Annotated in this window: 17 protein-coding genes; 5 read left to right on the top strand and 12 right to left on the bottom strand. The window is 65.4% G+C overall.

The features are described 5' to 3' along the window. Positions 1-14: 14 nt before the first annotated feature. The 4 genes from KY572_RS18930 to KY572_RS18915 are packed head-to-tail and all read right to left on the bottom strand — an operon-like array spanning position 15 to position 3,942. A complete protein-coding gene (locus KY572_RS18930) occupies positions 15-971 on the bottom strand; it encodes a vWA domain-containing protein (protein WP_407659973.1) in 957 nt (318 codons plus the stop codon). 28 nt (positions 972-999) lie between these two features. After that, entirely contained in the window at positions 1,000-2,046 is a 1,047-nt protein-coding gene (locus KY572_RS18925; protein WP_224244271.1) for a BatD family protein, read from the bottom strand. After that, complete coding sequence (locus KY572_RS18920) at positions 2,043-2,924, bottom strand: DUF58 domain-containing protein (RefSeq protein ID WP_224244270.1); 882 nt, start codon at positions 2,922-2,924, stop codon at positions 2,043-2,045. Before KY572_RS18920 ends, KY572_RS18925 begins: the two co-directional genes overlap by 4 nt. A gap of 28 nt (positions 2,925-2,952) precedes the next feature. Next, on the bottom strand, positions 2,953-3,942 hold the full coding sequence (locus KY572_RS18915; RefSeq protein WP_224244269.1) for an AAA family ATPase: 990 nt from the start codon (positions 3,940-3,942) through the stop codon (positions 2,953-2,955). Positions 3,943-4,130: 188 nt separating this feature from the next. On the opposite strand from KY572_RS18915, the gene KY572_RS18910 reads away from it, so the two are divergent. The 4 genes from KY572_RS18910 to KY572_RS18895 all read left to right on the top strand — a co-directional run bounded on the left by KY572_RS18910 (position 4,131) and on the right by KY572_RS18895 (position 7,490). Further along, the gene (locus KY572_RS18910; protein WP_224244268.1) at positions 4,131-5,054 is read left to right on the top strand and encodes an alpha/beta fold hydrolase; all 924 of its coding nucleotides are present in this window, start codon (positions 4,131-4,133) and stop codon (positions 5,052-5,054) included. Between the two features lie 15 nt (positions 5,055-5,069). Further along, positions 5,070-5,795: a hypothetical protein gene (locus KY572_RS18905; protein WP_224244267.1), complete on the top strand. Its 726-nt coding sequence runs from the start codon at positions 5,070-5,072 to the stop codon at positions 5,793-5,795. 684 nt (positions 5,796-6,479) lie between these two features. Next, a complete protein-coding gene (locus KY572_RS18900; protein WP_224244266.1) occupies positions 6,480-7,076 on the top strand; it encodes a tetratricopeptide repeat protein in 597 nt (198 codons plus the stop codon). Between the two features lie 75 nt (positions 7,077-7,151). Beyond that, the gene (locus KY572_RS18895; RefSeq protein WP_224244265.1) at positions 7,152-7,490 is read left to right on the top strand and encodes a hypothetical protein; all 339 of its coding nucleotides are present in this window, start codon (positions 7,152-7,154) and stop codon (positions 7,488-7,490) included. 29 nt (positions 7,491-7,519) lie between these two features. Here KY572_RS18895 and KY572_RS18890 read toward each other — a convergent pair whose 3' ends face one another. The 4 genes from KY572_RS18890 to KY572_RS18875 form a co-directional block, all read right to left on the bottom strand. Continuing rightward, positions 7,520-7,876 carry a hypothetical protein gene (locus tag KY572_RS18890; RefSeq protein ID WP_224244264.1) on the bottom strand — a complete coding sequence of 119 codons (357 nt, stop codon included), beginning with the start codon at positions 7,874-7,876 and terminating at the stop codon, positions 7,520-7,522. A gap of 82 nt (positions 7,877-7,958) precedes the next feature. After that, entirely contained in the window at positions 7,959-8,285 is a 327-nt protein-coding gene (locus tag KY572_RS18885; RefSeq protein WP_224244263.1) for a hypothetical protein, read from the bottom strand. 84 nt (positions 8,286-8,369) lie between these two features. Further along, entirely contained in the window at positions 8,370-9,788 is a 1,419-nt protein-coding gene (locus KY572_RS18880; RefSeq protein ID WP_224244262.1) for a serine/threonine-protein kinase, read from the bottom strand. Positions 9,789-9,860: 72 nt separating this feature from the next. After that, the gene (locus KY572_RS18875) at positions 9,861-10,526 is read right to left on the bottom strand and encodes a hypothetical protein (protein WP_224244261.1); all 666 of its coding nucleotides are present in this window, start codon (positions 10,524-10,526) and stop codon (positions 9,861-9,863) included. Positions 10,527-10,692: 166 nt separating this feature from the next. Between KY572_RS18875 and KY572_RS18870 the strand changes: the two genes are divergently transcribed. Further along, a complete protein-coding gene (locus KY572_RS18870) occupies positions 10,693-12,327 on the top strand; it encodes a hypothetical protein (protein ID WP_224244260.1) in 1,635 nt (544 codons plus the stop codon). Positions 12,328-12,697: 370 nt separating this feature from the next. On the opposite strand, the gene KY572_RS18865 is transcribed toward KY572_RS18870, so the two are convergent. The 4 genes from KY572_RS18865 to KY572_RS18850 form a co-directional block, all read right to left on the bottom strand. Then, positions 12,698-13,540, bottom strand: coding sequence for a class I SAM-dependent methyltransferase (locus KY572_RS18865; protein ID WP_224244259.1), 843 nt, complete (start codon positions 13,538-13,540; stop codon positions 12,698-12,700). A 62-nt stretch (positions 13,541-13,602) separates the two neighbouring features. Further along, positions 13,603-14,046, bottom strand: a complete 444-nt coding sequence (locus KY572_RS18860; protein ID WP_224244258.1) for a CBS domain-containing protein — start codon at positions 14,044-14,046, stop codon at positions 13,603-13,605. Between the two features lie 107 nt (positions 14,047-14,153). Further along, positions 14,154-15,080, bottom strand: coding sequence for a trypsin-like serine protease (locus KY572_RS18855; protein WP_224244257.1), 927 nt, complete (start codon positions 15,078-15,080; stop codon positions 14,154-14,156). Between the two features lie 16 nt (positions 15,081-15,096). Then, positions 15,097-15,819: a trypsin-like serine protease gene (locus KY572_RS18850; RefSeq protein ID WP_224244256.1), complete on the bottom strand. Its 723-nt coding sequence runs from the start codon at positions 15,817-15,819 to the stop codon at positions 15,097-15,099. Positions 15,820-15,932: the final 113 nt, after the last annotated feature.

The raw sequence follows: 15,932 nt of genomic DNA, 5'->3' as shown, positions 1-15,932 counted from the left end.
GTCCACGTTCGGAATCACGGGAAGACCCTCAGGAAGGTGGCGCGCAGGAGCAGCTCCAGCGCGGCGAGCCCGAAGGCCAGCAGCAGGTACGGGTGGAAGTCCTCCCGGTAGGTGGCCGACGCTCCACCCTCCATCAGCTTGGAGCGCTCCAGCGAGTCCAGCACCTTCTGGAGGCCCTCCTTGAGGCCCTCGGGGTCCGTGGCGCGGTAGTACTCGCCGCCGGTGGTCGACGCGATGTCCTGCAGCAGCTCGGGGTTGATGGGGATCTCCGTGTCGCGCCACACGGTGTTGCCAAAGAGGTCCTGCCCCTGCGGGAACGGCACCTTGCCGCCCTTGCCCACCAGGATGGTGTAGACGGGGATGTTCAGCGCCTTGCCCATGTTGGCGGCGTCCATGGGGGCGATCTTCCCCGCGTTGTTGTCGCCGTCCGTAATGAGCACCACCACGCGGCTCTTGGCCTCCGAGTCCCTCAGGCGGTTGAGCGAGGTGGCCAGCGCGTCGCCAATCGCCGTGCCGTCCTCCAGCACGCGGGTGCGCAGCTGCTTGAGCACCTCGCGCAGCACGCCGTAGTCCAGCGTGAGCGGCGCCTGGGTGTACGCGGCGCCGGCGAACACCACCAGGCCGATGCGATCGTTGACGCGGTTGGAGATGAACTCGGAGAGCACCTCCTTGGCCACGTGGAGGCGGTTCTGCGGCCGGAAGTCTCCGGCCTCCATCGAGGTGGACAGGTCCAACGCCACCACGATGTCGATGCCCTCCACGTTCAAGTCCTTCACTCGGGAGTCGCGCACCTGGGGCCGGGCGATGGCGATGATGGCCGCCGCCACGGCGACGACGCGCAGCAGGGGCAGCAGCGGCAGCAGGTAGGTGCGCAGGCCTCGGCCCTGCTGGAGGAAGACGTGCGCCGCGGAGAAGCGCAGCACCGCCCGGCGCCGGCGCTCGCGCCAGGCCTGGAACAGCAGCACGGGCACCAGCAGGAGCCCCCAGAGCGCCTGGGGGCTATGAAACGCGAGGTCCAGGGGCATTGGGCGGGGGTGTGGGGGAAGCGGGAGCGGGCGGGACGTAGGTCTTCTCGACGAGCTCGTAGCCGAAGGCGATCGACTTCGCGCAGGACTCCGCGGAGGCCTCGGCCTTGGCGTACTTCACCATGTCCGACTCGGAGACGAAGCGCATGAGCTGCTCCTCGGGCAGCCCCGGCGTGCGCAGCTTGCGCAGCGAGGCGAGCAGCTCCGAGCTGGTGCACTCCAGGGCCTCGAAGCCGTAGCGCTCTCCGAGGTAGCCACGGATGATCTCCGAGAGCCGGAAGTAGAAGTCCTTCTCACGGCCCTTGGCGGGCAGGTCCTCGGACTTGAGCTTGTCGAGCGCCTCGAGCGTGCGGACGTTGAGCGGGGCCAGCGGCTTGACGGCCACCACCTGCGGGCGCGGGCGGCGCAGCCACTTCACCACCGCCCAGCCGATGAGCCCCAGCGCGATGAGCCCCAGCAGCACATACACCAGCCGCCAGGAGCGGATGGGCACCTCGGTGGGAGGCTGGAAGTCGAAGAGGCTGGCGCCCTGCTCGTCCGCGTCCTTCGGCAGCGTGGCCACCACCTCCACCTGCATGCCGGGCACGGAGACGGTCTGGTTCACCCCGGGCGCGGTGAGCTCGAAGACGAGGTCCGGGAGCGTGAGCTGGCCGATCTCGAAGGCCGACATCTTCAGGCTGAAGGTCGTCACCGAGCGGTCCGCGCTGTCCAGGCGCTGGCGGGACTGCTCCAGCACCTCGAACTGCTCCAGCTCCTTGGGCGGCACCAGCTCGAAGCGCTGGTCCTTCGAGTGCGTGAGGGTGAGCTCGTAGGTGAAGGGCTCGCCGATGCGCGCCTGCGGCGGAAAGACGCGGCCCTTGACGTTCCACGGCTCCACCTTCACGGGCTCGCCGCCGGCCGCGGGGACTCCGCCGTCCAGCACCTGCGCCTGGAGCGGCTGCGAGGGCGTGCCATCCGCCGCCGAGCGGGGACCGCAGGCCGACAGCCCGAGCAGCAGCGCGAGGACGAGCAGGCGCCTCATGCCGCCATCCTCCTGGCCCGCGCGCGGAAGAACTGCGCGAGCGCCTTGCCGTGGTCATCTCCGGCGCGCAGCTCCACGTGGTCCAGCTCCAGCTTCTTGAACAGGCGCATGCGCTCCTGCCGCTGGGCCTGCATGGCGCGCGCGAAGCGGCCGCGGATGCGCGGGTCGCTCGTGTCCACGATGAAGCGATCGCCCGTCTCGGGGTCCTCCATCTCCACCAGGCCCAGCTTGGGGAACTGCACCTCCATGGGGTCGGCGATGACGACGGGCACCAGGTCGTGCTTGCGGCCCACCAGCCGGAGCGGCTTCTCGTAGTCCCGGGCGATGAAGTCCGAGATGAGGAACGTCACCGCCTTCCGCTTGGCCACCTGGCGCAGGTACGTGAGGCCCGCGCCCAGGTCCGTGCCCTTGCCCTTCGGCTGGAAGGTGAGGATGTCGCTGATGAGCCGCAGCACGTGCGAGCGGCCCTTGCGCGGCGGCACCACCTTCTCCACCTGGTCCGAGAAGAGGATGAGCCCCACCCGATCGTTGTTCGCGATGGCGCTGAAGGCGATCTGCGCGGCGACTTCCGCGGCGATCTCGGCCTTGCTGCGCTCGTGCGAGCCGAACTCCTTGGAGGCGGACACGTCCACCACGAGCATCACCGTGAGCTCGCGCTCCTCGGTGAAGACCTTGACGTAGGCCTCGTTCATGCGCGCGGTGACGTTCCAGTCGATGATGCGGATCTCGTCGCCGGGCTGGTACTGCCGCACCTCGGAGAAGGCCATGCCGCGGCCCTTGAAGACCGAGTGATACTGACCCGCGAGCATGTCCGAGACCACCTTGCGGGTCCGGATCTCCAGCTTGCGGATGCGGCGGATGAGGTCCTTCGGGAGCACGGGGCGCTCGGGGGCTTTCGGCGGGAGGTTACGGGACTTCGACGCGATCGAAGACGCGCTGGATGATCTTCTCCGAGGTCAGCTCCTCGGCCTCGGCCTCATAGGTGACGCTGACGCGGTGGCGCAGCACGTCGTAGGCCACGGCCTTCACGTCCTCCGGAGTGACGAAGCCGCGGTGGCGCAGGAAGGCGTGCGCCCGAGCCGCCTGGGCCAGCGCGATGGTGGCGCGCGGGCTGGCGCCGAACTGGATGTAGTCGGCCAGGTCCTTGAGGCCGTACTTGTTGGGCTCGCGCGTGGCGAACACCACGTTGAGGATGTACTCCTTCACCTTCTCGTCCATGTAGATGGCGTGAACGAGCTCGCGAGCCTTGGCGATGTGGTCCAGGCCGATGACCTTGGTGGCGCGCGGGCTGGAGCCACCGGACATGCGGTCCATGATGACCTTCTCCTCCTCGCGGGTGGGGTAGCCCACCTTCACCTTGAGCATGAAGCGGTCCACCTGCGCCTCGGGCAGCGGGTAGGTGCCCTCCTGCTCGATGGGGTTCTGCGTGGCGAGCACCAGGAAGGGCGCGGGCAGCGGGAAGGACTGGTCGCCGATCGTCACCTGGCGCTCGGCCATGGCCTCGAGGAGCGCGGACTGCACCTTGGCGGGGGCGCGATTGATTTCGTCGGCGAGGACGATGTTGGCGAAGATGGGGCCCTTGCGGACGGTGAAGTTGGCCGACTGCTGGTTGTAGATCATCGTGCCCACCAGGTCGGCCGGGAGCAGATCCGGCGTGAACTGGATGCGCATGAAGGTGGCGCTGAGGGCGTCGGAGACGGTGCGCACGGTGAGCGTCTTGGCCAGGCCGGGCACGCCCTCCAGGAGCACGTGGCCGTTGCAGAGCAGGCCGATGAGGATGCGCTCCAGCATGTAGCGCTGGCCGACGATGACCTTGCCGGTCTCCTGGTTGAGGAGTTCGACGAAGCTGCTTTCCTGCTGCACCCTCTCGGTGAGCGCGCGGATGTCCGTGTTCATGTCCCCTCGATGGGCGGAAACGGCCGGCCAGACTAGGTTTTCAGGGCGACCGGCTCAACACCGCAGAATGACGGACATTCCGGTAAGGTGCGCACATCCCCTCAGGGAGTCCCCATGCCCGAGCGTCACCGGCAGTGCGCCCCGCCCTATCCCACATCCTGGAAGAGCGCCAGGGGGGTGGGTCGGGCGTGAACCGGAACGTTCCGGGGCCGGTGGAGGCCCACATCCTGGGGCAGCTGGCCCCGCTGGTGGAGGCATACGCCCACTGGCTGCCGAGCGGCGGCTCTCTGCGGGCGCTGGAGGGAGGAGAGGGCCCTGCGGTGGTGCTACTGCACGGGCGCGGGCACGCGGCGTCGATGTGGTTCTCCTACCTGACGGCGCTGGCGCGGGGGCGGCGGGTGCTGGCGCTCGATTTGCCCGGGTTCGGCCTGTCGTCGCCGCCCGAGAGCCCGCTGCGGACGGCGGAGGACGGGGTGCGGTTCTTCACCGAGCCGGTGGAGGAGCTGCTGCTGACCTTGAAGCCGGGACCGGTGGCGGTGGTGGGGCACTCGCTGGGCGGGCTGGTGGCGGTGGAGCTGGCGCTGCGGGGGAAGGTGGAGGTGGAGCGACTGGTGCTGATTGATTCGATGGGGCTGGGGCCGGAGATGACGCCGCTGGCCCGTGGATTCTTCCGGGCTGGGCCGGAGCGGGTGGCGCGAACGTTGGGGCGAGGGCTGTTCGATCGGCTGTTGCCGCCTCCGGAGACGCCGCTGGGCCGGAGGCTGGGGGCGCTCGGGTATGAGCTGCTGGCGGTTCCGGAGGGGAGGCCCCGCGCGGCGCGGGCGTTCGACCTGTTGGTGCCGCTGGTGGGCGGGGTGTTCCACCGGCGAGAGCAGCTCGCTTCGGTGAAGCAGCCGGTGCTGCTGGTGTGGGGTGAGAAGGAGGACACGCTGCCTGTGTCACTGGCGGTGGAGGCGGCGAAGCGGTTGCCGGAGGGACGGTTGCTGCGTGTGGTGGCCGGGCACAGTCCACATCTGGAGCGGCCGGAGGTGGTCCTTCCGGCGCTCAAGGCGTTCCTCGGAGACTCCCCCGTGACTCTCTCTGGGGACCCCATGGATGCACCCGGTGAGTAAAACGAGAGTGGCCCGATGAATCAGCGACTCCTGTTCGTGCTCGTTGTCGGCCTGGCCTGTTCTCCCCCCAGACCTGTCGATCCGGATATCTGGCGCCCCCTTCCTGGCGAGGCATCAGGCGACGCGATCCCGGGACCACTCAAGAACTTTGGTCCGTTCGACTCCTTCGCCGATGCATTGAAGGCGGCTTGCCCGCTGATCCTCTCGAAGCCGAACGCAACCGTCGTTCATCTTGTCGAGCAGGATCGCCAACTCGCCTCGCGAGTCTCAACCGAATACTGTGCCTGGCTGTACCTCACACCCGAGGATAAGTATGAGCTGAGCATGTTGACCGACATGCCGGCAGCCGGCAGCACCCTTCGTGGGGAAACGAGCTGCGCTCTGCCCGTGAACGTGAATGATCCGCGCTACCCGCCCGAGAGCATCAAGTACATCTTCTGCGTTCACAACCACCCCTTTTCCGGCGAACTCTCCGAGAAAGACATCTTCTTCGCGGCGGCCATGGCGAACGCTCATGAACTCGTCGTGACCACCAAGGAGAAGAAGGTCCCGCTGGCCGTCATCGCCTTCTTCTCGAACTCGAGAGATCCCGAGAACCCGACGTGTGATGGTTTCTACCAGTACATTCCCGCAACCCGCGAATTATTGAGATGGACTCACTCCCAGGGCCTTTGGGAGGGGAAGAGGTATGGCACTGTCCATTGGAGAGGCCCTGCCCGATTCATCATCCAGCGAGAATAGAATGGTCCTCGATGCGAACGACACGGAGGGAATCTCATGAGAGCGAGTGTCCCTCTCATTCTTGCCTCAACCCTCGTGGCGTGCGTGAGGGCGCCCAGCCCGCCTTCCACTCCGGTGCAGGAGGACCCATCGATCACGTTCCCGCAGTTTTTTGACAAAGAGGCACTGACGGTCGGCACAGAGGGGAAGTCGTATGAGCTCGATGGCGAGATGCTCCGAGCACTGACGATTGCCATCAACGACTTCTTGCCTTCGGAGAGCCACGAGACTCCATGTTGGCGTCGCCGTGAGGCTCAGCTTTATCGAGTCATCCGCCAACAGAACATCATCTTCATCTACATCCATGAAAACCACGTGCATTGTGGTCGCGCCTATCCGGCGCTGGATTCTGGAGCGAAATACGCGATCAGCTCGGATGGTCGTATCCTTCGTCGCCTCCTGGATGGTCAGGAGGGAGGACCTTTCGACAGGGTACGCGAGCCAGGTGACGCGGGATTCATCGCGGAGCCGGGCACGTCACCGACCTTTGACGCTCTCTGGAACAGCCCTGCATCTCCCACGACACGGGATGTCCAGGATGGAGGAGTCGGGTCCTCGCGGCCTCAGCCTCCTGCCACTCTCCTAACTGTTTCGGACGGTGGCGCGGCAGCTGCCCCTTGAATTTGCCCAAGAGCAGGTAAGCCCATGCCCTCCCCAGCAAACCCACTCCTGGAAGCCGAAGAAAAGCTTGATGCAGGTGATTACGCCGGAGCTCGAGACGCCTACCGGGAGGCGCTCTTGAGAGAGCCTCCCACCACGACTGAACTGAGCCTTCTGAGCACTGCGGAGGACTGGGAATGCGTGGAGTATAGACATGCGCTTTGCGAGAAACACCCGAACTCCCGGGACGCAAGAAAAGCACTGGCTCATGCGTATTTACGCATAGGCCGGCCCCAGCAAGCCGTAGCAATCTTCAACACCTTGATTGAGGAAGAGGGCCCACCCCGTCACCGCATTCCTCTGCTGATTGCTCGATTCCGTGCAGCAGTGTCCGCCGGGAAGCACCATCTCGCAACAAGCGACTTCGTGGAAATCTGGCTCGCAGGAAAGACGATCCGGCCAGCAAGGCGTTTTCGCCCAGGCTTATTGAACCACATCCATCAGGCGCCGAATTCGGCGGTGGAGAGAATCCTAGACGGCATTGCACCACAACTACCCAAAGAGATCCATCTCATGAAATACATAAGAATCAAGAAGCGCGAACTCGCGGCTCTCGCAGCGGCAAGTGGACTTCAAGGATGAAGAGTCCTCCTGAGACCCTGCTCGGCTCATCGTCCAGCGAGAACTGGCATCTCGAGCACCCAAAAGAGTAAGCGCATGGGGCACTACCTGTTTCGATTTGGCTATTGCACTCCGGCCCAATGGCATGCGAACGAAACCCATGACTGGGACGATGAATCATCCTCCGCGATCTTCGTGAAGGCTGACTCAGCAGAAGCGGCTCTTTCCTGGGGCGAAGCAATTGCCGAGCGCTTCATGCAAACGCTCTTCTCCACCGCAGGGCAAACCACTGATTCGCCCAGCTGGAAGGCCTCGAATTTCGCGCACTGGATCGAGGATTCGCCAGAGAAGAGTTTCTCCCCCGAACAACTGGTAAGCATTCCGGCCGTCAAGGTGGGCGAGTTTCCGGATTTCACGCTGCTGCTCCAAGCCTGAAAAGCGACAAGGGCGGAGGATGCTGCCAATTAACGCTTCCTGACCTTCTTCTTGGAAACCGCTCTTTTTCGGGTGCCGAGACGCTTGGGAACTCCTGCGGGCCTTGCCCGCGGGCTCACGCGATCAAACCGATAGAACTGCCTGCGAATGAAATACATCGCGTTCATGAGCGCATCGACCGGCCCCACCCCAAAGGCATAATCAATCCCCTGGGTAACGTGTTCAAAGTGTATCGGACAATACCAATCTTTTCCGTCTGAAAGGGGGACGGGTCTACCTACCGTCACACGGGAGGTTCTTTTGACTCCCTCCGCTGTTCTATAGGACCAGTAGTCATCCGCGACCGGATCACCAATCACCGTCAGCTTTGGGCGCCAGTCGCTCATACCCCTCTTCTCATTCGTTTGAGAGAGACCTACCAATTACTTCACCAAAACTGCGTCATCAGGCCCAATGATCGCCCCACTATCAGGAGTGGTTCGATCCAAAACAACGGTCCCACGCGGCAAGGGTAGTCGTGCACTCTTTTTCGAGTTCAGGCCACTTCCCTCTGATTTGCTCAAGCACCTCGACCAGTCGACTACGGCTATCATAGGGGAAAGACTCACGCATCAAGAGCGCGATGCGAGCCTTTTCCATGCTGTTCTCTTCCAGCCACCGCCGCCTCGCCGAGATGATTTGGTCCACCATTTCTTCATCGAGGGCCCACATAAGTTCCTCAAGGATCTCCGCGAAGCCCTGGTCAGGTAGCGCTCGCGCACGCCTTGAAAAGAGAAACTCAGCAATATTCTCCATTCAGGTTCCTTTTCTCACAGTGGAGCACTGCTCGGGCGCTCCACACAACTGATCAGGCCACGTTCAAGTAAGCTGTATCCTTATTTATGGCCTCATGGACTGGGGCAGTTTCGGAGGCGGATAACTGGGCGCGTAGCAACCGCCTCGGTACTCGTAGCCGTGCGCCTTGCATGCGGAGCCCTGCACGTCGCCCTTGATCCAGCAACTCCGCGTGTCCTTCTGGCCCTCCGTCAGCTCAATCTCCACCTCGAAGCCTTCCCTGCATGGAGGAACCCGCTGACCTGGTAAAGGCTTCTTGGGCATGTCGAGCCCAAGCCCCATGGATGGCGTCTGGTGCGGAGAGGAATTGGTGGAAACAAGCCGGGCCCCATCCCCCACGGCTACGATGCCCCGATCCTCCGAGACGGAGTGACGCTCCTCCTGAGCCCCACTGAGTCCTTCCCAGTCCAGCTGCGTCCCCCACCATGCAGCAGCCGCCAAGAGGATGCCCGCAGCCGAAGAGGCGATCCCCAGCGTCTTCAGCGAGCGACCTCTGCTAGATGAACTCGCGTGCTTCCCATCGGATGCAGACCCGCTCTCGCGAGGGACGATGGGAACGTCTGCCTTCGGGCTCGCAGGATTCCCAGCGTGCTCGAGGGCGTGAGCAACCTCCCCTGCGCTTCCTCGAGCCTCGGGCTCATCCGACAGCATGCGCAGAATGAGGGCGTCCAGCTCCGGGCACACCGTGGCGAATTCGCTCAGTGGCGGCAGCGGCAGCGACGGTGGAAGCTTCGCGGGCTCCTTATCCCACTGCGGTTCCACCCGGCACGGAGGATACCCGCCCGTCACCAGGACGTAAGCCGTCACCCCCAACGCGTACACGTCATCCGCGGGACCCGGCTCGTAGTGGGCTCCGCGCTCGTGGCGATGGACCCAGTGGAAGCGCAGCGCCTGGGGGCTGCGGTAGTAGGGTGTCCCGGGAGGGAGCAGCTCGCGAGTGAGCGTGCGCGCCCCCTTGAAGTCACCTGCTCCGAAGTCCATGAGGAAGGCGCGTCCCTCCGGGCTCACCAGCACGTTCTCGCCCTTGACGTCCCGATGCACGCAGTCGGCCCGGTGTGTCGCATCCAACGCCCACGCCAAGTCCGCCAGCAGCCGCATCACCTGCCGGGAGGTCCGCGGACGTTCCGAGGCCCACTGATAGAGCGTCCTGCCCTCGATCCGGTCCATGACGAGGTACGGGAAGGCCACGCCACTCGGATGCGTCCACCAGCCATGCTCATGCAGCCGTGGCACCTGGGGATGCCGGATGCGCGAGAGCAGCTCCACCTCTCGCTCGAAGCGCGGATCATCGGGCGTGCTGGCCAGCTTCAACGCGAAGGCGCCTGCCTCTGCTGCCTCCGCTCTCTCGACCCCGTACACCGTACCGAAGGCACCCTTTCCGAGTACCTCCTGCACACGCCAGTGGCCTATCTGCGTGCTCGCCGGAAGCGCGCCCTGTACCGCGTACGTCAGCTGGTTGGCCATGGAACGGCTCCTGCGCCACCGAGGGTGGGCTTCCTTCTACCCTACTTCATGAGTCCTGGGGGGGTGGAGGACTCATGAACGAGCAGCCGACAGGACCTGGCTCACCCACTTGGGGGTGGTGCTCGTCGTCTTCATGATGGGAGAGAAGCTACCGGAGCGCAGCAACTCCACGAGCTGGGTGTCCCCCCCCATCAGGGCAGGCACTCCCCACGGGAAGGTCAGCAGCGTGTCACCCTCCTCCCGGGCCTTTGGCAACGCCATCAGGGCTTCCAGGTAACCGGCATACGTCGCGAAGAAACGGTCTACGTTGGAGGCCACTGGCAGCGCGTAGGGCTCCTCATAGACATCGATCCAGACGACAGGCTGTCTGCCCTCGTCGTCCGCGAGACTTGGGACCGTGGCGTAGTGGTAGGCCATGAGCGGTTCCCCCGCGAAGATGAAGGTCGGCAACGCCAGGCTCTTGCGGTAGCCCTGGCTCCACCATTGGTTGTCACGCTCCAGCTTTCGCTCTTCGTCATCGAAGCGGCTCAATATGATGCCCGCCACGTCCGTGGCGAACGCCCCCTGCCCCAGGCGTGAATAGACCGCAGCGAGCATCGGATCGAAGGGCAGCCCCTCGATCGGCGCTCCTGCTCGGGGAAGCTGATGTCCAGGAGGGGCTGTCCGCATCCTCAGTTGCAGTCGGCGGCACACTTCCATCAGCCGCTCCAGGCCAGGCAATTCCGTGGGTGCACTCATCCACATTCCTCCCTACTCCAATCCAGGATGTGACCTCCCTCCCTGCCCTATGAGGACACCCCGTGGTCCTCTTTTTCGATTGGTTGGCCGTGGAACGGTTCCTGCACAGGAAACAAGTGCTCGCTTCACCCCTACTCCCTGGGTCGCGGGCCTTCTGGAGGCTGCCATGGCTGAGTGGATCCCCATCAATCTCGATGTCGAGGCGGAGGCGTTCGTCCTTCCCCTCATCGATTTCGCCGACAAGGGCGAGCTCGCTCCCCTCCCCTCGACTCCCCTCGCCAAGGAGCTCACCGACGCTGTCTCCGGGGCCATCAACGAGACCGTGGACTCCTCCTTCTCCGTCGGCCTCTTCGGCATGCTCGACTCCGACGGCAAGGGCCAGTGGGAGACTCGCTCCTGGGACTTCATCAACAGCCATGACACCGTCGCCCAGGCCACTGGCTCCACCGGCTACACCCTCCGCTGGGGCTCCGGCTTCCGCGTCCACGTCCAGAACAGCAAGTTCGACACCACCGTGAAGCTCACCGACCGGCTCCCCATCGCCTGGGCCTCCGAGCTCGGGCTCAGCCAGGTGTCCTATGCCATCGAGATGTTCGGCCTCTCCGAACCCTCCGCCCTCTCCTGGATGCCTACCCCCGGGGTCTTCGATGCGCAGACCGTCCTCGGCATCGACACCAACATCCGCAGCTGCGTCTCCAATGCACTCGTTGCGTCCGATCCCGACGCGAAGCTCCGCCCCGTCCCCCTCGCCCTCAAGTTCGAGGACTCCTACGCCCGCCTCGCCGTCAGCAAGGCCCTCTCCGTCGCCTTCGCCGCCAGCCACATCGTCGCCAACACCTCCAAGGACAATGCCCTCGCCAAGGCTCGCGCCCGCGGCGGCCGCCTCCTCGAGGCCGAGGTCGCTCGCGTCTACGAGCTCTGGCAGGCCTCCGGCAGCACCTCCTCCGACTCCTTCAAGCTCGCCAGCCGCACCGCCAAGGCCTGGCTCTCCGACGAGGACTCCCAGCCCCACCTCTCCCAGGTGATCAGCCGCCGCCACCCCCTCCTGCAGCCCCCCGCCGCCGCCATCCCCGCGGGCACCTCCAGCCCTCACTACGATCGGATCGTCCTCCGCTCGCAGTCCGTCGCCTCCTCCACCGCCCAGAAGCTCGGCTACGGCGACATCGCCTCCGGCAACGCCACCGGTGATGCCTCCAAGCTCGTCTACGAGCTCTTCCTCCGCAAGGCGCTCCAGGCCACCACCCTCCAGGAGGGCGTCTCCCGCATGCGCGGCGAGTTCTCCGGGTTCCGCCTCATCGCCTCGCTCGAGCACGTCGACTCGAAGATGCAGTGCAACTTCGGCGCGGTCGCCGCCGCCACCGCGCTCGGCCTGGCTCGCTCCACCTTCTCCCTCCAGAGCTGGGGCATCGATCCCAAGGTCACCGCCGGCGTCCTGCAGAAGAGCTCGTTCAGCGATGCCGACTTCACCTCCGTCAAGGCCGCCCTCTCCGAGGCCAAGGCCAGGCTCGGCGCCGACCCCTCGCTCCTGCGCCCCCAGGTCACCGAGTTCGTCGCCGGCTCCGACTACTCGGAGCACAGCTTCCCCGGCGCCCGCCTCATCTACCTGGCCCTCAAGCAGCTCAAGAAGGGGCGCAAGCTCCCGGATGCCGAGTCCTCCCTCCGCAAGCTCGGCTTCGAGAAGTCCCACCTGCGCGCCGTCTACGACTTCCTCTGGGACGACAAGAGCCTCACCGCCAGCCCTCCCGAGGAGGTCCAGGACGAGGCCGAGCTGTTCCTCGAGTCCACCGAGCCCAGGAGCTGAGGGGTGCTTGTGGATGTCGGGAAAAGACTCACCGAACTGTGGACATGAAAAAGCGCGGAAGGAGCGGCCCCTCCTTCCGCGCTTCTACCCCCCCAGACTGCGATGCGCCCGGTGAGGAAGCGCACGCCCAAACCTGATGCAGGTTGTACGCCAGTCTGGGACGTCATCGCTGGTGAGTAGAATCAACCCCTTACAAGAGGGTGGTGAGAGCGCTTGCGTCCAGGTTGGACGCACTTGCGTCCATTTTGGAAGCAGTTGCGTCCAAGTCGAACGCAGCTGGGTCCGAGGCGGTGGGCTCCTGCGCACATGACGCAGAAACGCCTACACGGCGCTCTCGTCCCGCACGACTCTCCTTCTCATAGAGTAACCCTTATTTTGATTCGGTGCGCGAGGCCCTGCCTGCGCTTCGCGGCTTCCGTCCAGCAGGTGTCGGAAGCGGCTGGAGGATGAAGACGCGGTCCAGCCGGTTGCTGCCGCGCCCGAGCGGGCTCTCCAACCGGTAGTCGAAGTCGTACATGGCCAGGATGCGCAGGCCCGCCGAGCGGAAGAGGCGCCGCGCTTCGTCCAGGTCGTACGTGCGGAAGAACCAGTTCGTCTCGATGAGCATGTCCCGGCCCGGACCGGTGATTCGCAGCCGGTTGCGCATGGCCGAGCGCCGCAGGCGGCGATCCGGGAGCCCCTCGCGGGTGTTGCAGATGACGGTGTCCCGGCCCACGCGCCCCACCCAGCGCTCGCGCTCCAGGGTGGTGCGGGCGTAGTCGGTGAGGTGGAAGCCCAGCGCATAGATGCCCTCGGGCTTGAGCAGCCTCCGGGTGCTCTTCAGGTGCTCTCTCGCGGCGGTCTCGCTGTCCAGGTAGCGGAAGGTGGAGACGAGGTTGAAGGCCAGGTCCACGCGGCCCTCCCACTCGGGCGCGGAGAACGACTCCATGCGCGACTGGAAGAGGTGGACGTGGCGCCTCCTCGCGGGCGAGAGGCGGCGGCGGGCGTGCGCGAGCATCGGCTCGGAGATGTCATAGCCGACGATGTCGAGCCCTCGGCGCGCGGCCTCGGCCACGAGCCTCCCGGCGCCGCAGGCGGGCTCGAGCAGCAGCGAGCCTCCGGTGCCGTGGTGTCGATTCACCTCGAGGAGGAAGTCCATCTCCTTGCGGGTGTCGGTGCCGAAGATGGCCTCGTAATACTTGGGGTGGGAGTACCAGTCGGAGCGTCGTTCCATGGGGGCCGGGTTTGGGGCGGCGCATCCTCCAGCCCGGCGGGCCGAAAGCCAAGAGGCTCGCGTCAGTGCGGGCTCACCGGCACCTGCTCGTACTCGGGCGTGCGTGTCTCGCGCTCCTTGAGGAGCGCCAGGGCCAGGCGCAGGAAGTCGGACTCGGTGACGATGCCCACGAGGGTTCCCTTCTCATCCACCACGGGCAGGCACCCGAAGCGCCGGTCCAGGAGCTTCTCGATGGCCTGGCGCGTGGAGGTGGAGGGGAGCACCGTCTCCACGTCCCGGGTCATCACGTCCTTCACGCCGAGGGGCCTCGCGCCCTGCCCGAGGGGCTGACGGGCGAGCGCGCGGATGAGGTCCCGGTGGCTCACCATCCCCACGAGCTTCCCGTCGTGGACGACGGGGACGTGGCGGATGTGGTGCCGCTTCAAGAGGTCATCCACATCAATGAGCGCGTCGTCCGCCTCCAGCGTGACGACATCGCGGGTCATCAGTTCGTCGATCGTGAGCATGGGCGTCTCCCGTCAGCTCAACGGTGTGTCCCAGCAGACTTGACGGCAATCGCGCGCGGACCGTTCGTCCTTAGCGCCATGCCTGGCAGCGGCCCTTCCTGACAAGCTCACGTCTTGCGCTTCGCGGCGAGTTTGATCTCCTGCTCCAGCCAGGCCTTGTAACGGTAGGTGCTCGTGAATCTCGACACCTTGCCCGTTCCTCGCGCCGAGATGCCCACCAGCCAGCGGCCCTTCTTGTCTTCGCGGAAGCATGGCCCTCCGCTGTCTCCGGCATACGAGTGCGCCCCCTCCTTCTCCATGACGAAGAGCCCCTCTTCCGGGGGCCTTACTTGAGTGACCGCATTGGTGCCATAGCGACGAAATCCCGGCATGGCCTCCCCCAGGTCCGTCTTGTCAGCGCCGTAGCCCACCATGACGAGGGCTTCTTCCTGGCGCACCTCGCTCCCCGCGAGCTGCGCCACTCCCACACCCGCTACCGCCTCCTCCAACAGGATGAGGGCCAGATCGGCTCGACTCGACACGACGTTGTCCTGCGCATCGAGGTGGATCTTCAGCTCGCCATGGGGTCGGACGCTCCCCTGATAGATGCGGGGCAGCATGGAGTATTGCGACTTCGCCTTGGTCGGCTCGTAGGCCGTGACCGTGGCAAAGGCCTTGCTGGCGCATTGTGAGCCGTCGATCTCGGTTCCGCTGGCACCCGCGGCATGCGTCACCCTTCGCCGTCCACACACGCAATGCCCCGCGGTCAGCACGAGGCGTGGGCTGATGAGAACGCCACTGCACATGCCGGACGCCTCATCCGTGGTGACGACCACCGTCGACAGGTAGCGGTTCGATACATCCACACCCGTGGCGCCCAACACGAACAGCTGGTCCGCCTGGGCCGGGGGAGACACCGCCTCCGCCGGGAGCTCGAAGACCTGAGCTTGCGCTTCATCCAGCCGAGGCGCGACGGGAGCCGTCGCACACCCTGCCCCCACGAGCAGCACCGCCAGCACGGAAGAGAGCGTGGTACCGCCTCGATGCGCCATCATGGAGCCGTTTCCTCCTTCACGGACGTCCGGAGTCGCGCGCATCCTTGCTGAGCTCGGCGCGCAACCAGTCCTGGTACGGAGACAGGTCTGTGAACGACAGTTCCTTGTCGGAGCCCCAGGTCGCGATGCCCACGAGCCATCGCTGCGGGCCCTCTTCTCGAAAGCAGGGCCCGCCGTCGAAGCCATTGTACAGCGATGTGCCCTGCTGCTCGTACAGGACTCGCTCACCTCCAGGTGTCGAAGCCCGCGCGACCTTGTTCTTCCTGAAGTAGCGAAGCCCATAGAAGCTCCCCACGTCTCCCCCTCGCCCATAACCCGCCATGACCAGGAGCTCGCCGGATTGAGCAGGGGTGTCTGTCAGCGCGAACCCTGAGTGGAGGCCCTCAACCGGCTCGTCCAGCTGAAGGAGCGCCAGATTCGCCTTGCCGGCCACGACCTGTCCCGTGGGGTCCACAAGGAGCTCGAGTTCCGGATGAGGCAGCACGACTCCCTCGTAGACCCGGGTCTGCCCGCCCGTGCCGATCCTCGCCTTCACGGGATCATAAGTCACTGTCGTCACATAGGCCGTCGCGACGCATTCGGCTCGCGGTTCGCAGACACAGTGCGCCGCCGTGAGGGCGAGGCTTGGAGCGAGGAGCACGCCGCTGCATGTCTTCGACGCCTCTGGCGGTCCCGTCGTGATCATGACCGTCGACGCATAACGGTTCTTGAAGTCCGGCTCGCCCGCCGCACGGAACACGCTCGTCTCGAGGACCTGGAGCCCATCGCCGCCACCGTCAGCGGGCCGAGGACGCTCAGCTCTCGGAGCGGCGTCCGGGGCGCGCGTGGATGCTTCATCGAAGCATCCCTTGC

Source organism: Hyalangium gracile (assembly GCF_020103725.1).
Taxonomy (GTDB): Bacteria; Myxococcota; Myxococcia; order Myxococcales; family Myxococcaceae; genus Hyalangium; species Hyalangium gracile.
This window is presented reverse-complemented; position numbering and strand designations above follow the sequence as displayed.